Source organism: Variovorax sp. UC122_21, from assembly GCF_044056785.1.
GTDB lineage: Bacteria > Pseudomonadota > Gammaproteobacteria > Burkholderiales > Burkholderiaceae_C > Variovorax.
Window position 1 is genome coordinate 235,701 of the sequence record NZ_CP172004.1, and the last position, 26,424, is coordinate 262,124.

A 26,424-nucleotide genomic window follows, 5' to 3' on the forward strand; every position below is an offset into this window, starting at 1 on the left:
GTGCCTTCAACCTGCTGGAGCAATCGCCATGTCACTGCCCGAAAAACTCGCCGCCTTCCGCGCCAACTTCGAAGCCGGCGGCCCGCCGTGGAACGCGCCCGCCTTCATCCACGAACCCATGCACCGCGCCACCGACGAGCTGATCGCCTCGGGCGCCGCCGACCGCGCGCTGCGCGCCGGCGATCGCGCCCCGGCCTTCATGCTGCACGACGCCGACGGCCGCGCCTGGTCGTCGCAGGAGCTGCTGGCCCGCGGCCCGCTGGTGCTGAGCTTCTACCGCGGCGTCTGGTGCCCCTACTGCAACCTCGACCTGCAGGCGCTGCAGGAAGCGCTGCCGGGCCTGCAGGCGCTCGGCGCGCAACTGGTGGCGGTGTCGCCGCAGACGCCCTCGAACAGCCGCAAGTCGGCGCGCGACAACCAGCTCGCCTTCCCGATCCTGTCGGACACCGGCAATGCCGTGGCCGCCGCCTTCGGCCTGCGCTTCGAGCTTCCGGGCTACCTGCGGGACCTCTACCGCGACGTGTTCAGGAACGACCTCGCGGTGGTCAACGGCGAGCCGAGCTGGACCCTGCCGATGCCCGCGCGCTACGTGATCGCGCGCGACGGCACCATCGTCTATGCCGAGGTCAACCCCGACTACACGCAGCGGCCCGATCCCTCGGAGCTGCTGCCGGTGCTCGAGCGGCTGCGCGCGACGGCCGGCGCCGGCGCCTGAGCCTGGCCCTCGGCATCGCCGCCCACCGAGGCGATCAGCCGGTCGAGCGTGGTGCCCAGCCGCGCGAGCTCGTCGGCGCCCACGCCCGCGAACAGCGCGGCCTCGCGCTCGCGGCCCAGTTCGCTCACCGTTGCGTGCAGCGCCTTGCCCGCGGCCGTGAGGTGCAGCCGGCTCCTGCGCTGGTCGGTCGGATCCTCGCGGCACTGCACGCGCCGGTGGCGCTTGAGGCCGGCCAGCGCGCGGCTCACCGCCATCTTGTCGAGGCCCGTCTGGTCGGCCACCTGCGAGGCCGTGAGCCCGGGCTGCGCGCCCAGCACCGCCATCGTGCGCCACTCGTTGAGCGTGAGCTGGTGCTCGCGGCCCACGCGTTCGTGGAAGGGCCGCGCCGTGAGGTTGACCACACGCACCAGCTTGAAGAACAGCGGGTCCATGGGTGCGCGGGGCCGCGTCAGCCCGCCAGCTTCTTCGCCGCCGCGACGATGGCGTCCACGCCCACGCGCGACTGCGCCTCGAGCACCGGCGCATAGCCGACCGGGATGCGCGGCGCACCGAGCCGCGCGATGCGGCAGCCGGTGGCCTCGGCCGCACTGGCCGCGATCTCGGCGCCGAAGCCCGCGGCCTGCACCGCCTCGTGCGCCACCAGCAGTCGGCCGGTGCGCGCGCACGATTCGAACACCGTCTCGCGGTCCCAGGGCCAGAGCGTGCGCAGGTCGATCAGGTCGACCGCGATGCCCTCGGCCGCGAGCCGCTCGCAGGCCTCGGCGCAGACCTGGGCCTGCCGGCTCCAGCTCACCAGCGTGAGCGCGTCGCCCTGGCGCAGGCGCGCCGCCTTGCCCAGCGGCACCGCCAGCGTCTCGTCGACCGGGCCGCGCGCGCCCCACAGCGTCTTGTGCTCGATGTAGACCACCGGGTCGCCGCACTGCAGCGCCGCGCGCAGCAGCGAATGGTTGTCCTGCGGCGTCGACGGGCTCACCACCACCACGCCCGGTAGGTGCGCGAACCAGGCCTCGAGCGACTGCGAATGCTGCGCCGCCGAGGCGTCCCAGATGCCGCCCGGCATGCGCGCCACCAGCGGCACGCGGCCCTGGCCGCCGAACATGAAGCGGTTCTTGGCGGCCTGGTTCACCAGCTCGTCCATGCCGCACAGCGCGAAGTCGACCACGCGCATCTCGACCACCGGCCGCAGGCCCGCGAGCGCCATGCCCACGCCCGCGCCCATGATCGCGGCCTCGCTGATCGGCGTGTCGATCACGCGCCGCTCGCCGAAGCGCTGCTGCAGCCCCTTGTACTGGCCGAAGATGCCGCCGCGGCCCACGTCCTCGCCGAGCACGACCACGCGCGCGTCGGCCTCCATCTCGCGCGCGATCGCGCGCACGGCGGCTTCGGCATAGCTGAGTTCTTCCACGGTGTTCGCTGCGTTCAGTGCCATTGCCCGGCTCCCGTGGTCTGCACGTCGGTGAAGGCGGCGCCGGCCTCGGGCCAGGGTGCCGCGTCGGCGGTGGCGAGGGCGGCCTCGACCTCGGCCGTGGCCGCGTTCTCGATCGCATCGAGCGCCGCCGCCTCGAGCCCGGCTTCCAGCAGCCGGCCGCGCGCGCGGGCCAGCGGATCGGTCTCGAGCGCCGCCGCCAGCTCGGCCGGATCGCGGTAGGCCGCGAGGTCGACCGACACGTGGCCCTTCACGCGGTAGGTCAGCGCATGCAGCAGCCGCGGCCCGCCGCCGCCGCGCACTTCGGCCACCAGCCGCGCCGCGGCCGCATGCACCGCGAACACGTCGTTGCCGTCGACCTGCGTGGCCGCGATGCCCAGCGCTTCGGCGCGCGCCGAGGCGCCTTCGCCCGCGGTCATCGGGCCGCTCGCGGTGGTCGCGCTCCAGCGGTTGTCCTCGCAGACGAACAGCACCGGCAGCTCGTACACGCGGGCCCAGTTCAGCGCCTCGAGGAAGGGGCCGCGGTTGATCGCGCCGTCGCCGAAGAAGCAGACCGTGAGCGCGTCGCCCTGGCCTAGCACCTTCTGCGCATGCGCCGCGCCCACCGCGATCGGCAGACCGGCCGCCACCACGCCGTTGGCGCCCAGCATGCCGACCGAGAAATCGGCGATGTGCATCGAGCCGCCCTTGCCGCCGTTGAAGCCCGTGGCCTTGCCGAACAGCTCGCACATCATGCGTGCGAGGTCGGCGCCCTTGGCCAGCGTGTGGCCGTGGCCGCGGTGGGTGGACGTGAGGTAGTCGCTCGCGCGCAGGTGCGCGCAGACGCCGGCCGGCACCGCCTCCTGCCCGGTCGACAGGTGCAGCGGCCCGCGCACCTTGGCCGCGCCGCCCGCCTGCTGCCCATAGGCGCTCACGCCGCCCTGGCTGGCCGTCTCGGCCGCGTTCTCGAACGCGCGGATGCGCACCATGGTGCGGTACAGCGCCTCGGCGGCGCCGCTGGGGATGTCCAGGTCCATCTTGTCTCCGACGCCTGTGGAATGGGCGTTTGCGGAAAAATCGTATCAAGCGTGACGGACTGGGGGCAGGGGGCTTTCCCGGGGAGGCGGTCCTGCGCGTTCAGGCCGCCTTGCGCCGCGATCCACTGGCAGCCTGCCCCGCGGTCGCATCGGCCGTGGCCTTCATCCCCTCGAGGATCGCCTCGCACTTGTGCTTCAGGTGGGTCTTGAGGATGCCCGACAGCGAGGCCGCGTCGCGCCGCGCCAGCGCGTTCAGCATGCCCTCGTGTTCCGCCATCGCGCGCGACCAGATCTCGGGCGTCATCGGGGAGTTGAAGCGGATGCGCCGGATGCGCGCGTTGATCAGCGCGTACTGGTCGAGCAGCACCGGGTTGCGCGTGGCCTGCACGATGGTCTCGTGGATGCCGCGGTTCAGCGCGTAGTAGCTCGCCATGTCGCGCGCGGCGAAGGCACCGCGCATGCGCTCGTGCAGCGCGGTGATCTCCGCGAGCTGCGCGTCGGTGACGCGCGCGGCCGCCTGCTCGCCGGCCAGCGCCTCGAGCGCGCCGGCCACCGCGAACAGCCCCTCCACCTCCTCGAGCGACAGCTCGCGCACGCGCGCGCCGCGGTTGGGCAGCAGCTCGACGTGGCCCTCGGCGGCCAGCACCTTGAGCGCCTCGCGCAGCGGCGTGCGCGAGATGCCGAAGCGCTCGCACAGCAGGGCTTCGGGCACCTTGCTGCCCGGCGGGAACTCGCCCTGCACGAACACCTCACGCAGGTTTCCGAGCAGGTCGTTGTGAACGAATTCTTTGGCCATGGGCAATTATGAATTCATTTTTCGATGAATTCGCCGATCAAAGCCCTTGAAAGAGAGAATTTTCGGTCATTTGAATTCAAAGTGTTGACCGAGCCGGTCGGCCTCCGCTACATTGAACGCATTCATTTGCAGCACTTGAACCCCCGAAACTCTCCCAATCCAGCTTCAAAAGGCAATTTATGAATGCATTCCAGCAAGGCATCGTCGAAATCGCAGGCTCGACCCACGACACCGACCGCTACACCAACGCCCTCGGCCCGCGCGGCGTGATCGGCGTGATGACGCCGGGACCGAACGTGAACGTCGAGAACGAGATGATGGACATGCGCCCGCGCGGCGTAATCAACGCCATCGACCGCTACTACGTGCCGAACCAGAAGATCGCGCAGGACGAGGACTGGTCGGTGATCATGCGCAACGTCACGGCCAACCTCGACGACTCGGTGCGCCGCCTCAAGGAAGCGCTGATCGACCACCTCGTGCTCGGCATGTCCTCGCAGAGCTACATGGGCGGCGAGAAGGGCAGCTTCGCGCTGCTCGAGCACCTCGAGAAGCTCTCGGGCGTGCCGGTGACCATGGGCGCGCAGTCGGCCGAGCAGGCCTTCAAGCTCTGCGGCGCGAAGCGCATCGCGCTGCTCACGCCCTACTACCCGGTGATCGAGACCAACGCCATCAGCTACTTCACCTCGCGCGGCTTCGAGGTGGTGCACGTCGAGGGGCTCAAGTGCAAGAGCATCATCCACGTCGCCTCGCAGACCTACGAGCAGCTCGCCGAGGCCACCCTGCGCTGCGAGGCCGCCAAGCCCGACGCGATCCTGCAGCTGGGCACCAACCTGGCCTATGCGCGCGTGGCCAACGATGCCGAGAAGTGGCTCAGGAAGCCGGTCTTCGCCTCGGGCCCGGTGATCTATTGGTCGGCGCTGCGCAGGATGGGCATCACCGACCAGTTCCCGGGCTTCGGCAGCCTGACGGAATTCCACTGAGTCCGGCGCGCGCGCACAGACACACAGAACGAAGGAGACACGCATGACGACGAGACAACGCATGCGCGCGGCCGGCGCCGCGCTCGCTGCCTGGGCGCTGCTGGGGCTGCTGCCCGCGGCGGCCGAGGAGCACTGGCCGGCCAAGCCGGTCACGCTGCTGGTGGGCTTCGCGCCCGGCGGCGGCACCGACCTGATCGCGCGCCAGGTCGCGCCGCGCCTGTCCGAGCTGCTGAAGCAGCCGGTGATCGTCGAGAACCGCGCCGGCGCCAGCGGCACCATCGCGACCGCTGCCGCGGCGCGCGCGCGGCCCGACGGCTACACGCTGCTGCTGGGCCACGTGAGCTCGAACGCGATGGTGCCCGCGATCATGCCGAAGCTGCCCTACGCGGCGGCGCGCGACTTCACCGCCATCACGCTGATCGGCAGCGTGCCGCAGGTGGTGGCCGTGCCCGCGAGCCTGCCCCCGAAGACGCTGCAGGAGTTCATCGCCTTCGCGAAGACCAAGCCGGGCGGCGTCAACTACGCCTCCTCGGGCGCGGGCACGCAGCAGCACTTCGCGGCCGAGCTGTTCCAGCAGGCCACGCGGACCACCATGACGCACGTGCCCTACAAGGGCAGCGGTGCGGCGCTGGCCGACCTGATCGCGGGTCAGGTCGACGTGAACTTCGACACCGTGCCCACCGTGCTGCAGCAGGTGAAGGCCGGCAAGCTGCGCGCGCTCGCCGTCACCTCGCGCCAGCGCGCGGCCAGCCTGCCCGAGGTGCCGACGGTGATCGAGGCCGGCGTGCCCGACTACGAGATCGGCGCCTGGTACATGCTGATGGGCCCGGCCGGCCTGCCCAAGCCGGTGGTCGATGCGCTGGCCGATGCGATGAACCGCACGCTTCAGTCGCCCGAGGTGCGCGACAAGCTCGCGGCGCTGGGCACCGACGTCGCGGGCGGCACGCCGGCCCAGGCGCAGGACTACCTGAAGGCCGAGATCGCGCGCTGGAGCAAGCTGGCCGCGGACAAGCGGATCGTGGCGGAGTGACGGCCATGCCCGGGAACTTCGCTCTCCTGCGCCGCGGCCTGGCCGCGCTCCTGCTGCCGTTCGCGTTCGCCCTCTCGCTCGCCCTGTCGCTCGCCGGCTGCGCCGCACCCGCCGCCGCGCCACCGGCCACCCAACCCATCGTGTGGCGCATGGGCACCTCGTGGCCCACCAGCCTGCCGCTGCTGCACGAAGCCGCGCTCGACTTCGCCGACACCGTGAACACCGCCTCGGGCGGGCGCCTGCGCATCGAGACCATCGATCCCGCGCGCCATGGCAAGCCCGCGGGCCTGCTGCAGGCGCTGCGCGGCGGCGAGTTCGACCTCGTTCACACCACGGCGCAGTACTACGCCGCCGAAGTGCCCGCGATCGACTTCTTCACCGCCGTGCCCTTCGGCCTGCTGCCGGTCGAGCAGGAAGGCTGGCTCAACGAGGGCGGTGGCCAGGCGCTGTTCGAGGCGGTGCTCGCGCCGCTGGACGTGCTGCCGCTGACCGCGGGCCACACCGGCATCCAGATGGGCGGCTGGTTCGCGAAGCCGTTGCGCACGCCCGAGGACCTGCGCGGCGTGCGCGTGCGCATCGCGGGCTTTCCGGGCCGCGTGCTGGCGCGCGTGGGTGCGGTGCCGGTGAACCTGCCGCTGGGGCAGATCGTGCCGGCCTTCGCCGAGGGCCGCATCGATGCGGCCGACGTGGTCGGTCCCGCGATCGACGCGACGCTGCCGCTCGCGCGCTATGCGCCGCACTACGTCGCGCCCTGGCACGAGCCCGACGTGGCGATGCACCTGTTCATCGGCCGCGCGAAGTTCCTCGCGCTGCCGGCCGACCTGCAGCAGATCGTGCGGCAGTCGGCGCAGGCGGCGGCGCTGCGCTCGATCGCGCGCGCCAACGACCGCAACGCGGTGGCGATGCGCGAACTCGAGGCGCGCGGCACGCGCGTCGAGCCGCTGCCGCCGGCCGTCGTCGAGGCCCTGCGCGAGGCCACGCGCGTGGAGCTCGATGCCAGCGCGCGCGCCGATGCCGATGCGCGCCGCGTGATCCAGAGTCTGCTGGCGTACAAGGCGCGCGTGGCGCCCTACAGCCTGCAGGCCGACCAGGCCGACCAGGCCGTGTTCAGGGTGCGCTGAAGGCCACGCCCTTGCGCATGCGCAACGCCGGTGGCGTCAGACCACCGTGCCGCGGACCTCGCCGAGCCCGATGCGCACCGCGCCCGCGCGTTCGCACCAGCCGCGGATCACCAGCGTGTCGCCGTTCTCGAGGAAGACGCGCTTCTCGCCGTTGGGCAAGGTCACGGCCTGCTTGCCGCCGAGCGTGAGCTCGATCAGCGAACCGGCCTGGTCGGGCTTCGGGCCCGAGAGCGTGCCCGAGCCCAGCAGGTCGCCGGGTTGCAGGTTGCAGCCGTTCACCGTGTGGTGCGTCACCAGCTGCGCCGCGGTCCAGTAGGCGGCCTCGGTGGTGTTGCCGAGCGTGAGGCGCACCGGCGCTTCGCCGGCTTCGCGCATCTTCGCGGTCTGCAGCAGCACCTCGAGCGTGATGTCGAGCGCACCGGCTTCGCGGTTCGAGGGGGCATCGAGGTAGGGCAGCGGTTGCGGATCGCCCTCGGGCCGCTCGAACTTCGCGCGGAAGGGCGCGAGCGCTTCCATGGTCACGATCCACGGCGACAGCGTGCTCGCGAAGTTCTTCGCGAGGAAGGGGCCGAGCGGCTGGTATTCCCAGGCCTGCAGGTCGCGTGCCGACCAGTCGTTGAGCAGGGTCACGCCGAACAGGTGCTCCTCGGCCTCGCCGATGGCGATCGGCTCGCCGAGCGCATTGCCGCGGCCGATGAGGAAGCCGAGCTCGAGTTCGTAGTCCAGGCGCTTGGACGGGCCGAAGCTGGGCTCGGCGGCATCGGGCGCCTTGGTCTGGCCCTGCGGGCGCTTGAAGACCTGGCCGCTCACGCCGATCGACGAGGCGCGGCCGTGGTAGCCGATCGGCACCCACTTGTAGTTGGGCATCAGCGGCTGGTCGGGACGGAACAGCTTGCCGATCGTGGTCGCGTGGTGGATGCCGGTGTAGAAGTCGGTGTAGTCGCCGATGCGGCAGGGCACGGTCATCTCGGCCTGGGCCTGCGCGAGCAGCGCCTTCGACCAGGCGGCCTGCTTGTCGCTGCCTTCGGCGAGGCCGGCCGAGAGCGCGGCGCGCAGCGCCTGGCGCTCCTTGGTGCCCGCGGCCATCAGCGCGTTCATGTCGTCGCTGTCGACGAGGCCCGCGGCGCGCAGGTCGAGCACCTGGTCGCCGATGGCGACGCCGATGCGGAAGGCCTCGGTGCTGCCGGCGGCGCGGAAGCGGCCGAAGGGCAGGTTCTGGATCGGGAAGTCGCTGCCGGCTTCATTGGCCGAGGCGACCCAGCTGCGCAGCTTTGGGTCGTGGGTGGCGTTCAGTGCGGTGGTCATGGATGTCCTTCGGTTCTGTATTCGGTTCTATCGTCACGGACCGTTCGGGCTGAGCTTGTCGAAGCCGCGCGCGGCGCTTCGACAGGCTCAGCGTGAACGGACCAGGGTGTTCATCGGGCGCTCACTCGGCCGTCATCCCGGCCTTCTTCGCCACCTCGCCGAGCCGCTGGTACTCGGTCTGCGTGAGCGTCGCCAGTTCCTGCGCGCTCGAGCCGCGCGGCGAGAAGCCGGCCTGCGCCAGCTTGGCCTTCACGTCGGGCTGCGCGAGCGCCTCCACGAAGGCCTCGTTGAGCGCCTTCACGATCGGCGCCGGCAGGTTGGCGGGGCCGTAGACGCCGAACCAGGGCTCGAGCGCATAGCCCTTGAGGCCGGCCTCGGCGATGGTCGGCACCTCGGGCAGCGAGGGCGAGCGCGTGGGACCGGCGACGGCCAGAGCGCGCAGCTTGCCGGCCTGGATGTGCGGCAGCGAGGCCGGCAGGTTGTCGAACATCAGGCCGATGTTGTTGCCCAGCATGTCGGTGATGGCCGGGCCGCTGCCCTTGTAGGCCACGTGGGTCAGCTCGGTGCCGGTCATCTGCGCGAACATCACGCCGGCCAGGTTCATCGAGGTGCCCGCGCCCGCGGTGGCGTAGGGCATGCCGGGGGTCTTCTTCGCGGCCGCGATCAGGTCGGCCACCGACTTGATCGGCGAGGCCGCCGGCACTTCGAGCACGATGGTCGAGGTGCCCAGCAGGCTGATGGCGGTGAAGTCCTTGCGCGGATCGAAGGCCATCGACTTGTAGATGTGCGGGTTCAGCGCATTGGTCGAGATGGCGCCGAAGCCGATGGTGTAGCCGTCGGGCGCGGCCTTGGCCACGGCATCCATGCCGATGTTGCCGCCCGCGCCGCCGCGGTTGTCGATCAGCACCGGCTGGCCCAGCTTCTCCGACACCTTCTGGCCCACGGTGCGCGCCACCAGGTCGGTGGTGCCGCCCGGGGTGTAGGGCACGATGAAGCGGATCGGCTTGGCGGGGAAGTCCGCAGCCTGCGAGAACAGGGGCGCGGCGAGCAGCGCGAGGACCGCGGCGCGGCGCGTCAGTGCGAAGACGGGGTTCATGGCTTGAACTGATCCTTGAGGCCGGCCCAGCAGTCGGCGTAGTCGGTGTCGAGCGCCTGGCTCTGCAGCGCGAAATTGGTCGGGATGAAACGGTAACGGCTCTCGAACATGAAGGCCAGCGTGTTGTCGAGCTTGTGCGGCTTGAGGTCGGCGTGGGTGGCCTTGTCGAAGGCTTCCTCGTCGGGACCGTGCGGCACCATGCTGTTGTGCAGGCTCGCGCCGCCGGGCTTGAAGCCGCCGGGCTTGGCGTCGTACTCGCCGAGCACCAGGCCCATGAACTCGCTCATCAGGTTGCGGTGGAACCACGGCGGACGGAAGGTGTTCTCCATCACCATCCAGCGCGGCGGGAAGATCACGAAGTCGCAGTTGGCGGTGCCGGGCGTGTCGCTGGGCGAGGTCAGCACGGTGAAGATCGAGGGATCGGGATGGTCGAAGCTGATCGAGCCGATCACCATGAAGTGCGCGGTGTCGTACATCACGGGCGCGAGGTTGCCGTGCCAGGCGACCACGTTGAAGGGCGTCTGCTTCATCGGCGCGTGCCAGAAGCGGCCGCCGAACTTCTTGACGATCTCGTAGCCGCCTTCTTCCGCTTCGAAGGCCGCCACCGGCGCCTGGAAGTCGCGCGCGTTGGCCAGGCCGTTCGAACCGATCGGGCCGAGCTCGGGCAGGCGGAAGTGCGCGCCGTAGTTCTCGCAGACGTAGCCGCGCGAGAGGCCGTCGGGCAGCGCCACCTTGAAGGCCATGCCGCGCGGCAGCAGCGCGATCTCGCCGGGCTTCACCTCGAGCACGCCGAGCTCGGTGGTGATGACCAGCCGGCCCTGCTGCGGCACCACCAGCATCTCGCCGTCGGCGTTGACGAAGGCGCGCTTGTCCATCGAGCGGCCCGCCAGGTACATCAGCGAGCCGATGCCGACCTGCGACTCGGCATCGCCGTTGGCCGCGATGGTGTGCATGCCGTCGACGAAGTCGTGCTCCCCCGCGCCGTCCAGCGGCTGCGGATGCCAGCGCATCGGCTCGGGCGGCAGCGCGATCTCGCGGTCGGCGCCGGTGCTCCAGTGCGCCTGCGCATAGGGCTGGTAGCGGCCCGACACCACCGAGGGCTGGCGGCGGTAGAGCCAGGTGCGGCGGTTCTCGTGGCGCGGCGCGGTGAAGGCGGTGCCCGAGAGCAGCTCCGTGTAGAGGTCGAAGGGCCCGCGCTGCGGGTTGTTGCGGCCCTGCGGCAGCGCGCCGGGCACGGCCTCGGACGCGTATTCGTTGCCGAAGCCGCTCTGGTAGCGGCGCTCGGTGGCGGGAGTTGCGGCGGTCATGGTGTCCTCACTGGGTGGTGTTCATTTCGCGGCCGCGAGCGCTTCGCGCAGCACAGGCAGCGAGCCGATGTGGTTGGCCAGCAGCAGCACGAGGCGCGCGTTGTACGCGTGGCTCTCCTCGGTGCTCAGGCCCTGGTGCGCCTCGATCAGCGCTTCGTAGAAATCGTCGGGCGCCTCGAGGTGCGCGTCGGTGATCAGCGTGGGGGTGGATGCGGTCATGGGCAATGTCTCGCTGCGTGTCGTCTCAGGCCTTGCCGAGCGCGCGGTCGAAGGCCGCGCGGATCTGCGCGGACGATGGCGCGCGCCAGCGCGCGCTCACATGCTGGTCGGGGCGCAGCAGGTAGACGGTGCCGGGGTGCGCATCGTAGCGCCGCACGGCCAGTTCGCTCGCCTCGCCCGCGGGCACGCGCACGGTGCGCAGCGGCAGCGCCGCGGCCTCGATGGCGCGCAGGCTCCGCGCGACCGCCGCGTCGTCGGTATCGCCGAACACCAGCGCCGTGAAGCCGTGCGCGCGGCCGAGCTCGCGCAGCAGCCAGCCGCTGCCGCCGTCGGCGAGCGCCACCGGCGCGTCGGCCGCGGCCGCGCCCGGCACCATCGCGCCCGCGAAGCCGTCGCCGTGTGCGTCGGGCGTGTTGAGCGGCGAGCCGCGCAGCACCGAGGGCACCGACAGCCGGCCGCTGTTGACCAGCGTGCGCGCGAAGGCGTGCCGCCGCGTCAGCGCCAGCACCGCGTCGCGGAACAGCCGGCTGACCTCGCTCTTGGGCGTGATGAAGTCGGTGGCGCGCGTGGAGTTGCGGATGTTCTCGTCGGCCGCGTATTCGCGTTCGCCCGCATAGCTGTCGAGCAGCGCGTCGGGCGCCTCGCCGCGCACCACGGCGGCCAGCTTCCAGGCCAGGTTGTCGGCGTCCTGCACGCCCGAGTTGGCGCCGCGCGCGCCGAACGGCGACACGCCGTGCGCCGAGTCGCCCGCGAACAGCACGCGGCCGTGGCGGAAGCTGTCCATGCGCTGGCAGGCGAAGGTGTAGACGCTGGCCCAGCCGATCTCGAACTGCACGCCCGCGTGGCCGATGCTGTCGAGCAGCGCGCGCACGCGCGGCACGATGCGCTCGGGCTTGCGCTCCTCCACCGGGTCGGCCTCCCAGCCGAGCTGGAAGTCGATGCGCCACATGCCGTCGGCCTGCTTGTGCAGCAGCACGCTCTGGCCCGGATGGAACGGCGGGTCGAACCAGAAGCGGCGCTCGGTCGGCAGCTGCGCGTCCATCGTGATGTCGGCGATCAGGAAGCGGTCGCGGAACACGCGGCCCTTCGATTCCTGGCCCAGCAGCTGGCGCAGGTTCGAGCGCGAGCCGTCGCAGGCGCTCACGTAGTCGGCGGCCAGCCGGTACTCGCCCTCGGGCGTCTCCACGGTCAGCGTCGCGCCCGCGGCGTCCTGCGCGATGCCGGTGACCTTGTTGTTCCAGCGGATGTCGATCAGCGGCAGCTGCGCCGCGCGCTCGGCCAGGTAGCCCTCGACGTAGTACTGCTGCAGGTTGATGAAGGCCGGGCGCTCGTGGCCGGGCTCGGGCAGCAGGTCGAAGCGGTAGACCTGCTCGTCGTGGAAGTAGACCTTGCCGATGTTCCACGACACGCCCTTGTCGACCATGCGGTCGCCGCAGCCCAGACGGTCGAAGACCTCGAGCGTGCGCTTGGCGAAGCAGATCGCGCGCGATCCGGTCGACAGCGTGTTGTCGTTGTCGAGCAGCACCACCGGCACCTGGTGCAGCGCGAGGTCGATGGCCAGCGCCAGGCCCACGGGGCCGGCGCCGACCACCACCACCGGGTGGCGCGCGGGCGGGGCCGCGTCCTGGTCGGGGTGGCGGCGGTAGTCGAAGCGCAGGCTCTGGTAGTCGACCTGCGCGGCTTCGGTGGCGAGTGCGTTCACGTCCGTTGTCTCCGTCTCTGTGCCGTCTTCGTCTCTCTTGTCTTGCGCCTTCCCCCTCTGGGGGAAGGTGGGGATGGGGGCAGGCCGCGCATCGTGCGGTCGCCGCGTGCCCCCACCCGGCCCTCCCCCAGAGGGGGAGGGAGGCATTCATCTCAGCCTTCGAGCGCCTTCCACATCTCCACGTCGCGCTCGGCCGTCCACACGCGCGGGTCGAACATGGCCCGAGGCCTCGTCGTAGGCGCGGCTCACGTCGAAGGGCATGCAGTGGTCGAAGATCACCCACTGGCTGTACTTGGGCTTGAGCTTCTCGTAGGTGTCCTTGTAGACCGCGTTCAGGTCGCGCCCGGCCTTCACGCCTTCCTGCACGCTGGCGTAGACGTCGGCGATGAAGTCGCGCGTGCCCGTCAGGCCCTCGGCCACGGCCTCGGGCGTGGTCAGCGCGGCGCCGCGGCCCGGCACCAGCGCGGCGGGCTTGAGGGCGGCGACGTTGTCCAGCGTCTGCGGCCAGTCCTTGAAGTAGGCGTCGCCCGCGTACGGCGTGGCGCCGAACTCGACCAGGTCGCCCGAGAGCAGCGCGCGTTCCTGCGGCAGCCAGGCCACGGTGTCGCCCTTGGTGTGGCCGCGGCCGAGCTGCAGCAGCTGCACCTCGAGCTTGCCGAGCCACAGGGTCATCTTGCCGGTGAAGGTCATGGTGGGCCAGGTCAGGCCCGGCGGCACCGTCTCGACGTTCTGGAACAGGCGCGGGAAGCGGCCGATCTCGCTGGCCTTGTCCTGCTCGCCGCGCTCGACGATCAGGTCGCGCGTGTCCTGGCTCGCCAGGATGTGCTCGGCGCCGTAGCCGGCCGCGCCCAGCACGCGCACCGCGTGGTAGTGCGTGAGCACCACGTACTTGATCGGCTTGTCGGTCACTTCGCGGATGCGGCGCACCACATCGGCCGCCATCGCGGGCGTGGCCTGGGTGTCGGCCACCAGCACGCAGTCGTCGCCGATCACGATGCCGGTGTTCGGGTCGCCCTCGGCGGTGTAGGCCCACGCGTGTTCCGAGATCTGGCTGAAGGTGACCTTCTTCTCTTCCATGTCGGCCTGGCTGGCGAATTTCTTGGCTTGGCTCATCGTGTGTCTCCGTGGAGTGTTGGGGGGGAGTGAATTCGTTTAGGGCGAACGAATTTGCAGTTAACGAATTTCCGCGAGTGTAAGCCTCGAATCGCTTCATGTCTAATCCCCACTCCATGAACGAAGCACAACCCGACGCCGACCGCGCCCAGCGTGGCATCCAGAGCATCGAGGTCGGCGGCCAGCTGCTGCGCGCGCTGGTGCACCACGGCCGGCCGATGGCGCTCAAGGACCTGGCCCGCGAGGCCGACATGACGCCCGCCAAGGCGCATCCCTACATGGTGAGCTTCGGCCGGCTGGGGCTGATCGAGCAGGACCGTGCGAGCGGCCACTATCTGCTCGGCCCGCTGGCGCTGCAACTGGGCCTGATCAGCCTGCAGCAGGCCGACCCGGTGCACATCGCCACGCCGGCCATCGCCCAGCTCGCGCAGCAGACCGGCCACACCATCGCGCTGGCGGTCTGGGGCGCGCGCGGCGCGACCATCGTGCGCACGGCCGAGTCGCCCTCGCCGGTGCACGTCAACATGCGCCACGGCACGGTGTTCTCGCTGACCAACACGGCCTCGGGCCGGGTGTTCGCGGCCTACCTCGACGCCGGGCGTGTGCGCGACCTGCTCGAGGCCGAGCGCCAGCGCCAGAAGCAGCGCAAGGCCGAGCCCGCGCCGCCGGCCGGCATGCCGCCGGTGCAGCCGCTGCCCTCGTGGGCCGATTTCGAGCGCCAGCTGCAGGAGGTGCGCGCGCACGGCATCAGCCGTTCCGACGGCGAGGTGATCGAGGGCGTGAGCGCCATGGCCGCGCCGGTGTTCGACCACACGGGCGCGATCGTGCTCGCGATCACCGCCATCGGCCCGGCCGGCATCTTCGACACCGCCTGGGACGGCGCCATCGGCACCGCGCTCAAGGGCTGCGCGGACGCGGTGTCGCAGCGGCTGGGGGCGAGCCGCCGATGAGGGCGTCGCAGACCGTGGCCGCGGGCCTGCAGGCTCTTTCGCTGTCGGTGTCGCTCGCTTTCGCCGGTGCTGCCGCCGCGGCCGACGACGGCCCCTGGCCCACCGCCGGCTGGACCGTCGCCACGCCCGGCTCGCAGGGCATGGACCCGGCCGAGCTCGCGCGGCTGGTCGAGCTCGGCGCCACCCACCAGCTCGACAGCCTGCTGGTGGTGCGCCACGGCCGCATCGTGGTGGAGGCCTACTACGCGCCGTTTCGCCCGGCCTGCGCCACGCGGTCAACTCGGTCACCAAGGCCGTGGTCGGCACGCTCGCGGGCATCGCCATCGAGGAAGGCAAGCTGCGCCTCGGCGACCCGGTGTTCGACGACGCCACCGATCCCCGGCGCGCCGCGGTCACGGTCGCGCACCTGCTCGACATGACCTCGGGCATCGACTGGACCGAGCCGCTCAACGACCGCGGCAAGCCGGTCTCGCTGATCGAGATGGAGCGTTCGCGCGACTGGGCCGCCTACGTGCGCGGCCGTCCGATGGCGCAGGCGCCCGGCGCCGGCTTCAACTACAACAGCGGCAACTCGCAGTTGCTGTCGGCCCTGCTCGCGCGGCGCACCGGCGGCGATCTGCGGGCCTATGCCACCGAGCGCCTGTTCGAGCCGCTGGGCATCGCCGACCTGCGCTGGCGCCAGGACCCGCAGGGCCTGCCCGTGGGCGGCTTCGGCCTGGCGCTGCAGCCGCGCGACATGGCGAAGATCGGCCAGCTCTATCTGCGCGGCGGCCGCTGGGAAGACCGCCAACTGCTGCCGGCCGCCTGGGTCGCGAGGAACCTCGCGGCCACGGTCGAGATGAAGGACCTCGGAACGCCGGGCTTCTTCTATGCCAACGGCTGGTGGACCCTGCCCGCGCGCCGCATCTACATGGCCATGGGCCACAACGGCCAGGGCATCGTGGTGCTGCCCGAGGCGGACGCGGTGGCGGTGTTCACGAGCACGCGCGCGGCGCCGGTGCCGCTCTTGATCGAACGCATCCTGCGCTCGGTCAAGGCCGGCGGCGCCGTTGCCGACGATGCCGCGGCCCAGGCCGCGCTCGAGGCCTCGGTGGCCAAGGCCACGGCCGAGAAGCCCTCCGAGGTCGGCCCGGTGCCCGAGGGCGGCGCGGCAACGCCTGGCGGGCCGCACCTGGCGCTTCGCCAGCAACCCCCATCGGACTGCGCAGCCTGCGGCTCGCGCTCGATCCCGCGAACCCGCACTACGAGATCGTGACCGCCGCGCGCGCACCCGGCGGCGCCGACGAGCGCTTCACCGCGCCGATCGGCCTCGACGGCCTGTTCCGCACCAGCCCCGCGGGCGGCCCGATGCCGGTGGTCGCCACCCGGGGCCGCTGGAGCGATGCGCGCAGCTTCGACGTGGAGGCACGCATCCTCGGCGAACCGCTGCGCACCCGCTACCTGCTGCGGCTGCGCGACGATGGCACCGAGGGCATCGACCTCGTCTTTTCCAACTCCTATGGCTTCCAGGCCGAACTGCGCGCGGAGGCGCCATGACAGTGAAACCCCCCTTCGCCAGGCTGTGGCTCGGGATCTTCGGCGTCGGCTATGCGGTGCTGTTCGGCCTCGTGATGCAGACGCTCTTCACGCCCGTGCCCTATGGCGACCTCTCGCGCCTCGGGCGCATCTCCGAACACGACTTCGGCTGGCGCATCGATCCGCCGCGCGTCGATGCGGCGCTGCTGCGCGGCACGCCGATCGAGCAGGCCGACATCCTGGTCATCGGCGACAGCTTCTCGCTCACGCGCCGCTGGCAGTCGCGGCTGGTCCAGGAAGGCTGGGGCGTGGCCTCCACGTCCTGGCTGGAGGTCGGCGAATCGCTGTGCGACGACTTCGATCGCTGGCTCACGGACGGCGGCTTCCACGGCAAGCTGGTGATCATCGAGAGCGTGGAGCGGCTCGTCGATGCGCGTCTCGAGCGCTCGCAGGGCTGCGTGGAGATGAGGAAGCCGATGGTCACCGAGCGCGAGGTGCCGTTGCCGCCGCTCGACAAGGTGCCGGGCTTCGCGCTCAACTGGGACGGGCAGTTCTACGCGGGCTTTCTCACGGCGCGCTGCACCCGCGCCGCGATCGCCGGCGAGGAGCGCAGCGGCTGCGACCCGCAGGTGCGCGCGGCGGCCGTGCCCGACGGCTGCGCGCTGTTCAGCAACCGGCGATGCGGGATGGCGCTGTTCCTGTCCGTCGACGCGACCGGCCGCGAACTCACGGCGGAGCACGCGGCGCAGCTGCAGGCCTTCGCCAAGGCCCGGGACGGGGTGACCATCCTGTGGATGGTGGTGCCCGACAAGACCACCACCTACCTCGATCCCACGCATTCGCAGGCCTTCGTGAAGGCCTTCAACGAAGCCGGGCTCGGCCCCGACCTGTTCGCCTTCGCCCAGCGGCAGAAAGACCGCGATCCGCGACTTCTACATGCCCAACGACACCCACTTCTCGATGCATGGGCAACTGGCGCTGGGCGACCGCATGGTGGAGGCGGTGAAGGAGAAGCTGGCCGTGCCGCGCGGCGGTGGCTGACAAGGTATGAATAAACGCACCTGCGCGCCCCGATCTCGCACCTGCGGTCCTCACCGTACAAGGTACGGCTCCGGTCCTCGGCGCGACCTCGGGGCGCTCGCTACGGTTTCTTCACACCTTGTGAGGCCGCTCGAGCCGCTCGAGCCGCTCAGCCCTTGCGGCCGCCGAACAGCACCAGCACGCCGCCCACCACGATCGCCGCGACGCCGGCCCAGGCCGGGAAGTTCACGGTCTGCTTCTCCTTCACCGACAGCTCGATCGGCCCGAGCTTGGCCTGGTGCGTCTCGCGCGTGAAGCTGAAGCCGCCGAGACCGAGCCCGGCGATGCCGGCGACGATCAGGATGATGCCGACGATGCGGGTGGCGTTCATGTGCGTGTCCTCCGTCCGTGGGCCGATGCGGTGTGCCGCGGCTGGCGGCAGCTTACTACCGCGGCTGCTGTTGCTGCTGCTGATCCACCCACTGCACGAGCTCGGCGATCGCCGCGTCGCTGGCCGCGGCCAGTGCCTTCACGCCGCCGGGCGCATCGGCGCTCGGCGCGGGCCGGCGCACGGTGATCAGCTTCTGGCCCAGCACGCGGTCGCCGCCGGTGCCGCCGCGCACGAGCGTGGCGCGCAGCCGCACCAGGCCCACGCTGGCCGCGGGCGATTCGAAGTAGTGGCTGAACTCGTCGAGCGACAGCCGCAGCGTGTCGGGCACGCGGCCCTCGCTGCGCGCGATGGTCGCGCTCTCCTCGGGGCCGAGCACGGTGCGGCGCTCGGCCAGCGTGTCGCGCAGCCGCTGGCGCAGCAGTTGCGCGGGCGACAGGCTCCAGCGCGACTGGCCATAGGGCTTGAGTTCGTTGGCGTCGGCATAGCCGAGCCGGTAGAGGATCTGCGTGCCGTCGAGCCGCGGACTGGCCTCGATCTCGGGCAGCGCGATCATGGCCTGCGGCGTCGGCGCGCTGCTCGCCTGCTGCGCGGCCATCGGCCCGGGGCCGAAGTCGTAGAGCGTGGCGCGCTGGGGCTTGTCGGGCAGCGCGCCGCAGCCGGCCAGCAGCAGCGCGAGGCCGAGCGCGAGGGCGGAAAGAGGATGCGTGGCGTTCTTCATGGTCGTTGTCCTGCCATCGTGGATGCCGCGGCCTCAGGGCCTGGCGCCGTTGCCGCTCGCGGCCGGCGGCGAGAAGCCCGGCTCGCCCGGTCCGGCCGCCGCGCCGCCGTTGCCGAACAGCAGCGATTGCGGGTTGTCGTTGATGCTGTCGGCCGCGCGGCCGAGCCGGCGCACCGCGTGCGAGGTGTCGTCGGCCACGCGGTTCACGCGCGGCAGCGTGGCGGCGTTGAAGGAGTCGACCGCCTGCGCCAGCGCCTTGGTGCCGTCGCCCAGCCGCTGCACCGGGCCGTCGGGCGCGTTGAGCCGGGTCACGGTGCCGTTGAAGTTGTTGGCCACGCGCGAGACGTCGCCCGCGGCCTTCTTCACCGAGTCGAGCGTGTCGGGCAGCCGCTGCAGCACGGGCGCGACGCCGGTCTTCACGGTGCCGTCGAGGCGCAGCATCAGCTGGTTGGCGCTCGAGGTCGCGGCCGCGATGTTCTCGAGCGCGTCGGCCACGCGCTTCTGGTTGTCGTCGTTGAGCAGGCGGTTGGCGCGCTTGGTCACCTCCTCGACCTGGTTGATGATCGCCTCGCCGCGGTCCTGCAGCTGGGCCAGCATCGAGGGCTTGAGCGGGATGCGCGGCGGGTCGCCGTTGTCGGGCTTGAGCGCCACGTTCGATTCGCCCTTGTCGTCCAGCGCGATGAAGGCCAGGCCGGTCACGCCCTGGTAGCTCAGGGTGGCGAAGCTCGAGGTGGTCAGCGGCACGCGTTCGTCGACCGTGATGCGCACGCGCACGTTGCCCTTCACCTTGGGGTCGAAGTCGATCAGCGTGACCTTGCCGACCGCGATGCCGCGGTAGCGCACCATCGCCTGCGGCTGCAGGCCGCTGACCGCGTCGCGCGTGGAGAGCTCGTAGATGTTGCGCACGGTGTTGTCGCGCGTGAACCAGATCACCAGCCCCACGAGCACGGCGAGCAGGCCGAGCACGAAGGCTCCGGCGGCGAGGGCATGGGCCTTGTTTTCCATGGACTACCTTTCGGCGCCGCCGGCCTCGGGCCGCGGCGCATGTCGTTCGGGGGCGGGTCGGTCGTGCAGCGCCTCCAGGGCGCGTTGGCCGCGCCCTCCGAGAAAGTACTCGTGGATGAAGGGATGCGGGTAGGCGATCACCTCGCGCGCGGTGCCGCTGGCGATGACCTTCTGGTCGGCCAGCACCGCGATGCGGGTGCTCAGGTCGAACAGCGTGTCGAGGTCGTGCGTGACCATCACCACCGTGAGGCCGAGCTCGCGGTGCAGCCCGCGCAGCAGGTCGCAGAAGCTGTCGGAGGCCTCGGGATCGAGGCCGGCCGTGGGTTCGTCGAGCAGCAGCAGCGGCGGGTCCATGATCAGCGCGCGCGCCAGCGCCACGCGCTTGATCATGCCGCCCGACAGGTCGGCCGGGCTGCGGTTCGCATGGCGCGGCTCCAGGCCCACCATCTGCAGCTTGACCAGCGCCGCGTTGCGGATCAGCTCGTCGGGCAGCAGCTTGAGCTCGCGCAGCGGAAAGGCGATGTTCTCGAGCACGCTGAAGGCCGAGAACAGCGCGCCGTGCTGGAACAGCATGCCGACGTTGGCCGCGCCGGCCGCGCTGAGCTCGCCGGGCGCCTGGCCCAGCACCTCGACCGTGCCCTTCGAGGGCTTCTCGAGCCCGAGGATCTGGCGCAGCAGCACCGTCTTGCCGGTGCCCGAGCCGCCGACGAGCGACAGCACCTCGCCGCGCTCGATGCGCAGGTCGAGGTCGCGGTGCACCACCTGCTCGCCGTCGGTGTTCTTGAACACCGTCCACAGGCGACGGATGTCGACCACGGTCTCGGACGCGGCGGAAGAGGGCGTGGCCTGCGTGTTCATCCGCGGAACCCGATGCCCTTGAACAGCACGGCGAACAGCGCGTCGACCAGGATCACCGCGGTGATCGAGGTCACGACCGACGAGGTGGTGCCGCGCCCCAGGCTCTCGGTGTTGGGCTTGACCTTCATGCCGAAGTAGCAGCCGATCAGCGCGATCAGGATGCCGAACACCGCCGACTTGGCGGTGGCCAGCCAGAGGTTGGCGATCGGCACCGCGCGCGGCAGCGCCGAGAGGAAATAAGCCGGCGAGATGTCGAGCGCTGCGTCGGCCGCGAGCATGCCGCCCAGGAGCGCCGCCATCGAGGTCCACAGGCTGATCAGCGGCATCGCGATGGCGAGCGCCAGCACGCGCGGCATCACCAGCCGGAAGCCGTGCGGGATGCCCATCACGCGCATCGCGTCGAGCTCCTCGGTCACGCGCATCACGCCGATCTGCGCGGTGATCGCCGAGCCCGAGCGGCCCGCGATCAGCACCGCCGCGAGCACCGGACCGAGCTCGCGCACCAGCGACAGGCCGAGGATGTTGACCACGAAGGTCTCGGCGCCGTACTGGCGCAGCTGCTGCGAGATCAGGTAGGCCAGCACCACGCCGATCAGCAGCCCGACCAGCGCCGTGATGTGCAGCGCCGTCGCGCCGAACTGGTAGAGATGGCCCGAGAAGTCGCGCCAGGGCCCGCGGTGCGGTGCCGCCAGCAGCCTGCCGACGTCGATCGTGAGCTGGCCGATCAGGCCGACGAAGTCGCGCGTCACGCCCATCGCGCGCGGGCCGTTGTGCGAGAAGTCGCGCAGCCGTTCGACCAGCGTCTTGGGCGGTTCCTCGGGCGTGCCGACGGTGTACTGCGCCACCTGGTCGAGCACCGCCTTGTGCTGCGGCGCCAGCTCGAGCGTGGCCGGCCAGTCGTGGTGCCAGCGTTCCCACAGCAGCTGCGCGCCGATGTGGTCGAGCTGCGCGATCGGGCGCAGGTCCCAGGCCGCGTCGTCCTGCCTGGGCAGCGCGTCCAGGCTCTTCGCGAGCGCCTGCCAGTCGGACGGCGAGGACATCGCCAGCGTGGTCCAGCGGCCGCTCGCCACGATCCAGTGCTTGCCGTCCTGCTCGCGCGACTCGATGCGGGGGCTCGCGCCGACGTCGGCTGCAGCGGGGCTGTCGGCAGGCGGCGTGGTGGAGGGCATGGTCCGGGGGAGCGGGTGGGAAGAGGAGGAGGAAGAAGGCGGAAAGAGGCGCGGGACGAACCAAAGGTTTCAAAATGCAGCGCGCATCGTAACCGTAGGCCCCGGGGCGCCATGTGCGACCGAACCCTGGATTACGTAGGGAAGCACGCCGTTTTTCCTGAGGCCTTTCTTAACTTTTCGTGAGACCGATCGGGGCGCGCAGCGGGTCATCCGTACCTTCTCAGCTCCAGGCGCGGGTCAGCGCATCCCAGGCACTCGCGATCACCGGCTCGTTGCGCCGCGCCGCCAGCGACACGAAGCGCAGCGCGCAGTCGAGCTGCACCCGGTCGGCCAGCACCAGGCCGTGGGCCTGGCTCTCGCGGATCGCGATCGAGTCGCGCAGCAGGCTCAGGCCCACGCCCGACTTCAGCAGGTCGAGCATCGAGGCCTCCTGGTCGACCAGCGCCACGCGGCGCGGCGCCAGCCCCAGCGGCCCGAACACGCGTTCGAGCAGCCGGTGGTGCGCCGACTCGGGCGGCGTACCGAGCCAGGGCAGCGCGGCCAGCGCCTTCCAGTCGCGCCCCGTCACCTGCGGCCCCCAGCCGGCCGGCGCCACCACGCGGTAGGTGAAGCGCGTGAGGGTGCGCGCCGCCAGCGCCGGATCGCCGCCGGCCGCGTGCGCATCGCCGTCCGCATCGAGGTGGAAGCCCACGTCGAGCTCCCCGCGCAGCACCTGCGCCAGCACCGTGCCGCTCATGCCGTGGCGCAGCTCGGTCTCGATCTGCGGCGCCGACTCGACCAACTCGCGCAGGAACATGCCCAGGCGCGTGAATTCGGGATCGAGGATGGTGCCGATGCGCAGCGCGCCACGCACCGTCGACTGCAGGTTGCGCGCCGCCTGCTGCAGGTCGCCCACCGCGGCCAGCACGCGCTCGGCCTGCGGCAGCAGCGCCGCGCCGTCGGCCGTGAGCGCCAGCCCGTGCGGCGTGCGCGTGAACAGCTGCAGGCCGGTGTCCTCGGCCAGCCGCTTGAGCTGCAGGCTCACGGCCGGCTGCGTGAGGTGCAGCCGGGCCGCGGCGCGCGAGACGCTGCCTTCGCGCGCGGCCAGCACGAAGGCGCGCAGAATTTGCAGGTCCATCGCGGCGGCAGTCATATAAATCGGATTTATACGCCATCTGATTCGATTTCATTGGCATTCCTGGCGTGGATTGGGCCAAATCAGGCGCAGCGGCTCACGGCCGATCCATGAGTACGGGAAATATCGATGACGGAGACAAGCCCCTTGAGCAACGACACCACCTTCGACTACATCGTCATCGGCGCGGGCACCGCCGGCGCGCTGCTCGCGAACCGGCTCAGCGCCGACAAGGACAAGCGCGTGCTGCTGGTCGAGGCCGGCCGCAAGGACGACTACCACTGGATCCACATCCCGGTGGGCTACCTCTACTGCATCGGCAACCCGCGCACCGACTGGCTCTACAGCACCGAGCCCGACGCCGGCCTCAACGGCCGCGTGCTGCGCTATCCGCGCGGCAAGACGCTGGGCGGCTGCTCGAGCATCAACGGCATGATCTACATGCGCGGCCAGTCGCGCGACTACGAGCAGTGGGCATCGCTCACCGGCGACGAGGAATGGCGCTGGCAGAACGTGCTGCCGGCCTTCAAGAAGCACGAGGACTTCTACCTCGGCGCCGACGAGATGCACGGCGCGGGCGGCGAATGGCGGGTCGAGAAGCAGCGGCTGCGCTGGGACATCCTCGACGCCTTCGCGGCCGCCGCGGTCGAGGCCGGCGTGCCGCACACCACCGACTTCAACCGCGGCAGCAACGAGGGCGTGGGCTACTTCCAGGTCAATCAGAAGAACGGCTGGCGCTGGAACACGGCCAAGGCCTTCCTGCGGCCCACCTGCTACGGCCGGCCCAACTTCGAGCTCTGGACCGGCGCGCAGGTCTCGCAGCTGGTGCTCGAGCGGCAGGCCGACGGCACGCAACGCTGCACCGGCGCCCGGATCTGGAACGGCCACGAGATGGTGACGGCGCACGCCACGCGCGAGGTGATCCTGAGCGCGGGCAGCATCGGCTCGCCGCAGATCCTGCAGCTCTCGGGCATCGGCCCGGCCGAGCTGCTGCGCCAGCACGGCATCGAGGTGGCGGTCGACGCGCCCGGCGTCGGCGCCAACCTGCAGGACCACCTGCAGATCCGCGCGGTCTACAAGATCGACGGCGCGCCCACGCTCAACGTGCTGGCCTCGTCGATGGTCGGCAAGGCGCGCATCGGTCTCGAGTACCTGCTGAGCCGCAGCGGCCCGATCGAGCATGGCGCCCTCGCAGCTCGGCGCCTTCACGCGCAGCTCGCCCGACCGCGAGTGGCCCAACATCCAGTACCACGTGCAGCCGCTGTCGCTCGATGCCTTCGGCGAGCCGCTGCACGCGTTCCCGGCCTTCACCGCGAGCGTGTGCAACCTCAATCCCACGAGCCGCGGCACGGTGCGCATCCGCTCGAATCGCTTCGCGGACGCGCCGGCGATCGCGCCCAACTACCTGAGCACCGACGCCGACCGCAAGGTGGCGGCCGACTCGCTGCGCGTGACGCGCCGCATCGCCGCGCAGCCCGCGCTCGCCAAGTACAAGCCGCAGGAATGGAAGCCCGGCGTGCAGTACCAGAGCGACGAGGACCTCGCGCGCCTGGCCGGCGACATCGCGACGACCATCTTCCATCCGGTGGGCACCACCAGGATGGGCGCCGACGGCGACCCGATGGCGGTGCTCGATGCGCGGCTGCGCGTGCGCGGCGTGCAGGGGCTGCGTGTGGTCGACGCGGGCGCGATGCCGACGATCACGAGCGGCAACACCAACAGTCCGACCTTGATGATGGCGGAGAAGGCGGCCGGCTGGATTCGCGCGGACGCCGGGCGCTGAGAGCGAGGAACCGTTCGGGCCGAGCCTGGCCTGTCCTGAGCCTGTCGAAGGGCGAAGCCTTGCGCGGCGCTTCGACAAGCTCAGCGTGAACGGGTTGGGTTTTCCTTTCTGGAACGCAACGTGGCAGCTGGGGCACGTCCCCGGCCGGCGGCTTCTTCGAGCCGCACCTTCGCCCCCTCGAGCATCAGGTCCACCCCGATCTCGAACAACGCATCGGGCCCCGCCGCGCGGTAGCTCGCGAAAGCCTCCGCCAGCAACGGCCGCGAGGCCGCTGCGGCATCGAGCGTCTGCTGCTGCATCGCCGCGTCGGCCGGCGTCGCCTGCTGCTCGAGCACGCAGCCCACGGTGTAGCGGCCCAGCGCGATCAGCAGGGTCATCGCCTGCGCGGGCGGCACGCCCAGGCGCACCACGGCCGCGAGCTGGGCTTCCACCATGTCGAGGTCGCCCGGGGTCGGGCTCGGAGCCCGCATGCAGGCGCGCGCCGTCGCGCCGCGCCAGCAGCGCGCGCCGGAAGCTGCGCGCGTTCTCGCGCAGGAAGCCCTCCCAGCTCTCGTCGGGCAGCGGCAGCTTGCGGTGATGGCTGCGGCGCAGGATCTCGCCGTTCATCGCGTCGAGCAGCGCGCGCTTGTTCTTGAAGTGCCAGTAGAGGGCGGGCTGCTGCACGCCGAGCCGCTCGGCCAGCAGCCGGGTGCTGAGCTTGTCCATGCCGACCTCGTCGAGCAGCGCGAGCGCCGCCTGGAGGATCACGTCGCGGTCCAGTTTCATTCAGATGTCGTGCTTGCCGGGTGTCGATCCGGGAGGGTACTTCACAGCCCAAAATTTATCGCTGATAATTCCTTATCAACGATAAATTCTGACATGTCCTCCACTTCCATTCCATTCGCCGGAGGCCGCCATGCGCAGGCGGTGATCCTGGCGATCGTCACGCTCGACGCCATCGGCATCAGCCTGGTCATGCCGATCGTGCCGAGCCTGCTGCGTGAGGTCGGCCACAGCGGCGAGCTCGGCTGGCACTTCGGCGCCTTCCTCTCGCTCTACGCGCTGATGCAGTTCCTCTGCGCGCCCGTGCTCGGCGCGCTCAGCGACCGCTTCGGCCGCCGGCCGGTGCTGCTGATCTCGGTGCTGGGCGCGGCGATCGACGCGCTGTTCATGGCCTTCGCGCCGTCGCTGTGGCTGCTGTTCGTGGGCCGCGCGATCGCCGGCATGACGGGCGCGAGCATGGCCGTGGCCTCGGCCGCCATCGCCGACCTCACGCCCGAGCACCAGCGCGCGCGCTGGTTCGGCCGCATGGGCGCCTGCTTCGGGCTGGGCTTCATCGCCGGGCCGGCGCTCGGCGGCGTGCTCGGCGACCACGGCGTGCGCCTGCCCTTCATCGCGGCGGCCGCGCTCAACGGCCTGACCTTCCTGGTCGGCCTGCTGGTGCTGCGCGAATCGCGGCCGCCGGCGCTCGCCGCGCAGCCCTTCGACCGCGGCGTGCTGCATCCGCTCGCGCCGCTGCGCTGGGCCACGAGCTTTCCCGCGCTGCTGCCGCTGCTCGGCGTGTTCCTGCTGCTGGTGCTGGTGGGCGAGGTCGCGGGCACCACCTGGGTGCTCTACGGCCAGGACCGCTATGCCTGGAACGGCACCATGGTCGGCTTCTCGCTTGCGGTCTTCGGCCTGCTCCATGCGCTGGTGCAGGGCTTCGCGGCCGGCCCGCTGGTCGAGCGCTGGGGCGAGCGCGCGGCGATCGCCGTCGGCACCATCGCCGACGGTACCGGCTATGCGCTGATCGCCTTCGCCTCCCAGGGCTGGATGGCCATCGCGCTGCTGCCGCTGCTGTGCATGGGCGGCGTATGCGCGCCCGCGCTGCAGGCCACGCTGTCGGCGCGCGTGGGCGAGGCGCAGCAGGGCCGGCTGCAGGGCGTGCTCGCGAGCATCACCAGCCTGGCCGCGGTGTTCGGGCCGCTCCTGATCAGCCCGCTGTACTTCGCGTTCCGCACGCGCTTTCCGGGCATCGTGTGGCTCGCGGGCGCCTCGCTCTACCTGTTGTGCCTGCCGGTGCTGCTGCGCCGCACGCGCTGAGCCGCTCCGCC

Annotated in this window: 24 protein-coding genes and 3 pseudogenes; 10 read left to right on the top strand and 17 right to left on the bottom strand. The window is 71.2% G+C overall.

Features of this window, described 5'->3' with window-relative positions; translation table 11 throughout:
* The first annotated feature begins 28 nt into the window (after nucleotides 1-28).
* Nucleotides 29-715, top strand: a complete 687-nt coding sequence (locus ACHMXE_RS13350) for a peroxiredoxin-like family protein (protein WP_395349717.1) — start codon at nucleotides 29-31, stop codon at nucleotides 713-715.
* Here the strand turns inward: ACHMXE_RS13350 and ACHMXE_RS13355 are convergent.
* The 4 genes from ACHMXE_RS13355 to ACHMXE_RS13370 all read right to left on the bottom strand — a co-directional run bounded on the left by ACHMXE_RS13355 (nucleotide 637) and on the right by ACHMXE_RS13370 (nucleotide 3,953).
* Complete coding sequence (locus ACHMXE_RS13355; protein WP_395349718.1) at nucleotides 637-1,146, bottom strand: MarR family winged helix-turn-helix transcriptional regulator; 510 nt, start codon at nucleotides 1,144-1,146, stop codon at nucleotides 637-639. The genes ACHMXE_RS13350 and ACHMXE_RS13355 overlap by 79 nt on opposite strands.
* Nucleotides 1,147-1,163: 17 nt before the next feature.
* Nucleotides 1,164-2,144, bottom strand: a complete 981-nt coding sequence (locus ACHMXE_RS13360; protein WP_203203258.1) for an alpha-ketoacid dehydrogenase subunit beta — start codon at nucleotides 2,142-2,144, stop codon at nucleotides 1,164-1,166.
* Nucleotides 2,135-3,157, bottom strand: a complete 1,023-nt coding sequence (locus ACHMXE_RS13365) for a thiamine pyrophosphate-dependent dehydrogenase E1 component subunit alpha (protein WP_395349720.1) — start codon at nucleotides 3,155-3,157, stop codon at nucleotides 2,135-2,137. The genes ACHMXE_RS13360 and ACHMXE_RS13365 overlap by 10 nt, the downstream gene beginning before the upstream one ends.
* Before the next feature lie 100 nt (nucleotides 3,158-3,257).
* Complete coding sequence (locus ACHMXE_RS13370; RefSeq protein WP_395349722.1) at nucleotides 3,258-3,953, bottom strand: GntR family transcriptional regulator; 696 nt, start codon at nucleotides 3,951-3,953, stop codon at nucleotides 3,258-3,260.
* Nucleotides 3,954-4,132: 179 nt separating this feature from the next.
* On the opposite strand from ACHMXE_RS13370, the gene ACHMXE_RS13375 reads away from it, so the two are divergent.
* From ACHMXE_RS13375 to ACHMXE_RS13385, 3 genes are read left to right on the top strand one after another with little or no spacing between them, the layout of a single operon-like run.
* Entirely contained in the window at nucleotides 4,133-4,936 is an 804-nt protein-coding gene (locus ACHMXE_RS13375; protein WP_209543080.1) for a hypothetical protein, read from the top strand.
* A 43-nt stretch (nucleotides 4,937-4,979) separates the two neighbouring features.
* The gene (locus ACHMXE_RS13380; RefSeq protein ID WP_395349723.1) at nucleotides 4,980-5,966 is read left to right on the top strand and encodes a tripartite tricarboxylate transporter substrate binding protein; all 987 of its coding nucleotides are present in this window, start codon (nucleotides 4,980-4,982) and stop codon (nucleotides 5,964-5,966) included.
* Nucleotides 5,967-5,971: 5 nt separating this feature from the next.
* Nucleotides 5,972-7,087, top strand: a complete 1,116-nt coding sequence (locus tag ACHMXE_RS13385) for a TRAP transporter substrate-binding protein (RefSeq protein WP_395349725.1) — start codon at nucleotides 5,972-5,974, stop codon at nucleotides 7,085-7,087.
* 36 nt (nucleotides 7,088-7,123) lie between these two features.
* On the opposite strand, the gene fahA is transcribed toward ACHMXE_RS13385, so the two are convergent.
* The 6 genes and pseudogenes from fahA to ACHMXE_RS13415 all read right to left on the bottom strand — a co-directional run bounded on the left by fahA (nucleotide 7,124) and on the right by ACHMXE_RS13415 (nucleotide 13,829).
* Nucleotides 7,124-8,392 (bottom strand): fumarylacetoacetase, encoded by a 1,269-nt coding sequence (gene fahA, locus ACHMXE_RS13390; RefSeq protein WP_395349726.1) that lies wholly within the window; start codon nucleotides 8,390-8,392, stop codon nucleotides 7,124-7,126.
* 121 nt (nucleotides 8,393-8,513) lie between these two features.
* On the bottom strand, nucleotides 8,514-9,488 hold the full coding sequence (locus ACHMXE_RS13395; protein ID WP_203203250.1) for a tripartite tricarboxylate transporter substrate binding protein: 975 nt from the start codon (nucleotides 9,486-9,488) through the stop codon (nucleotides 8,514-8,516).
* Nucleotides 9,485-10,795, bottom strand: coding sequence for a homogentisate 1,2-dioxygenase (gene hmgA, locus ACHMXE_RS13400; RefSeq protein ID WP_395349727.1), 1,311 nt, complete (start codon nucleotides 10,793-10,795; stop codon nucleotides 9,485-9,487). Before hmgA ends, ACHMXE_RS13395 begins: the two co-directional genes overlap by 4 nt.
* 21 nt (nucleotides 10,796-10,816) lie before the next feature.
* Nucleotides 10,817-11,014 (bottom strand): DUF2783 domain-containing protein, encoded by a 198-nt coding sequence (locus ACHMXE_RS13405; RefSeq protein WP_057593179.1) that lies wholly within the window; start codon nucleotides 11,012-11,014, stop codon nucleotides 10,817-10,819.
* 25 nt (nucleotides 11,015-11,039) lie between these two features.
* The gene (locus ACHMXE_RS13410) at nucleotides 11,040-12,716 is read right to left on the bottom strand and encodes an FAD-dependent oxidoreductase (protein WP_395349728.1); all 1,677 of its coding nucleotides are present in this window, start codon (nucleotides 12,714-12,716) and stop codon (nucleotides 11,040-11,042) included.
* 152 nt (nucleotides 12,717-12,868) lie between these two features.
* A pseudogene (locus tag ACHMXE_RS13415) lies at nucleotides 12,869-13,829 on the bottom strand (MBL fold metallo-hydrolase).
* Nucleotides 13,830-13,945: 116 nt separating this feature from the next.
* Between ACHMXE_RS13415 and ACHMXE_RS13420 the strand changes: the two are divergent.
* The 4 genes from ACHMXE_RS13420 to ACHMXE_RS13435 all read left to right on the top strand — a co-directional run bounded on the left by ACHMXE_RS13420 (nucleotide 13,946) and on the right by ACHMXE_RS13435 (nucleotide 17,349).
* A complete protein-coding gene (locus tag ACHMXE_RS13420) occupies nucleotides 13,946-14,779 on the top strand; it encodes an IclR family transcriptional regulator (RefSeq protein WP_203203247.1) in 834 nt (277 codons plus the stop codon).
* Between the two features lie 295 nt (nucleotides 14,780-15,074).
* Nucleotides 15,075-16,034: a serine hydrolase domain-containing protein gene (locus tag ACHMXE_RS13425; protein ID WP_395349729.1), complete on the top strand. Its 960-nt coding sequence runs from the start codon at nucleotides 15,075-15,077 to the stop codon at nucleotides 16,032-16,034.
* On the top strand, nucleotides 16,031-16,315 hold the full coding sequence (locus ACHMXE_RS13430) for a hypothetical protein (protein ID WP_395349730.1): 285 nt from the start codon (nucleotides 16,031-16,033) through the stop codon (nucleotides 16,313-16,315). Before ACHMXE_RS13425 ends, ACHMXE_RS13430 begins: the two co-directional genes overlap by 4 nt.
* Nucleotides 16,312-17,349 carry a hypothetical protein gene (locus tag ACHMXE_RS13435; RefSeq protein WP_395349731.1) on the top strand — a complete coding sequence of 346 codons (1,038 nt, stop codon included), beginning with the start codon at nucleotides 16,312-16,314 and terminating at the stop codon, nucleotides 17,347-17,349. The genes ACHMXE_RS13430 and ACHMXE_RS13435 overlap by 4 nt, the downstream gene beginning before the upstream one ends.
* A gap of 134 nt (nucleotides 17,350-17,483) precedes the next feature.
* Here ACHMXE_RS13435 and ACHMXE_RS13440 read toward each other — a convergent pair whose 3' ends face one another.
* The 6 genes from ACHMXE_RS13440 to ACHMXE_RS13465 form a co-directional block, all read right to left on the bottom strand.
* Nucleotides 17,484-17,705, bottom strand: coding sequence for a hypothetical protein (locus ACHMXE_RS13440; RefSeq protein WP_057593185.1), 222 nt, complete (start codon nucleotides 17,703-17,705; stop codon nucleotides 17,484-17,486).
* Nucleotides 17,706-17,760: 55 nt separating this feature from the next.
* Nucleotides 17,761-18,423 carry an ABC-type transport auxiliary lipoprotein family protein gene (locus ACHMXE_RS13445; protein ID WP_203203244.1) on the bottom strand — a complete coding sequence of 221 codons (663 nt, stop codon included), beginning with the start codon at nucleotides 18,421-18,423 and terminating at the stop codon, nucleotides 17,761-17,763.
* A gap of 33 nt (nucleotides 18,424-18,456) precedes the next feature.
* The gene (locus ACHMXE_RS13450; protein ID WP_203203243.1) at nucleotides 18,457-19,428 is read right to left on the bottom strand and encodes an MlaD family protein; all 972 of its coding nucleotides are present in this window, start codon (nucleotides 19,426-19,428) and stop codon (nucleotides 18,457-18,459) included.
* Between the two features lie 3 nt (nucleotides 19,429-19,431).
* Nucleotides 19,432-20,286 carry an ABC transporter ATP-binding protein gene (locus tag ACHMXE_RS13455; RefSeq protein WP_203203242.1) on the bottom strand — a complete coding sequence of 285 codons (855 nt, stop codon included), beginning with the start codon at nucleotides 20,284-20,286 and terminating at the stop codon, nucleotides 19,432-19,434.
* Nucleotides 20,283-21,455, bottom strand: a complete 1,173-nt coding sequence (locus ACHMXE_RS13460; protein WP_395349733.1) for an MlaE family ABC transporter permease — start codon at nucleotides 21,453-21,455, stop codon at nucleotides 20,283-20,285. Before ACHMXE_RS13460 ends, ACHMXE_RS13455 begins: the two co-directional genes overlap by 4 nt.
* A gap of 220 nt (nucleotides 21,456-21,675) precedes the next feature.
* Nucleotides 21,676-22,572, bottom strand: coding sequence for a LysR family transcriptional regulator (locus ACHMXE_RS13465; protein ID WP_395349734.1), 897 nt, complete (start codon nucleotides 22,570-22,572; stop codon nucleotides 21,676-21,678).
* A 126-nt stretch (nucleotides 22,573-22,698) separates the two neighbouring features.
* On the opposite strand from ACHMXE_RS13465, the pseudogene ACHMXE_RS13470 reads away from it, so the two are divergent.
* Nucleotides 22,699-24,352 (top strand): annotated as a pseudogene (locus tag ACHMXE_RS13470) (GMC family oxidoreductase).
* 80 nt (nucleotides 24,353-24,432) lie between these two features.
* On the opposite strand, the pseudogene tetR reads toward ACHMXE_RS13470, so the two are convergent.
* Nucleotides 24,433-25,117, bottom strand: a pseudogene (gene tetR, locus ACHMXE_RS13475) (tetracycline resistance transcriptional repressor TetR).
* Between the two features lie 93 nt (nucleotides 25,118-25,210).
* On the opposite strand from tetR, the gene tet reads away from it, so the two are divergent.
* A complete protein-coding gene (gene tet / locus ACHMXE_RS13480; RefSeq protein WP_395349735.1) occupies nucleotides 25,211-26,413 on the top strand; it encodes a Tet(A)/Tet(B)/Tet(C) family tetracycline efflux MFS transporter in 1,203 nt (400 codons plus the stop codon).
* The last annotated feature ends 11 nt before the right edge of the window (nucleotides 26,414-26,424 follow it).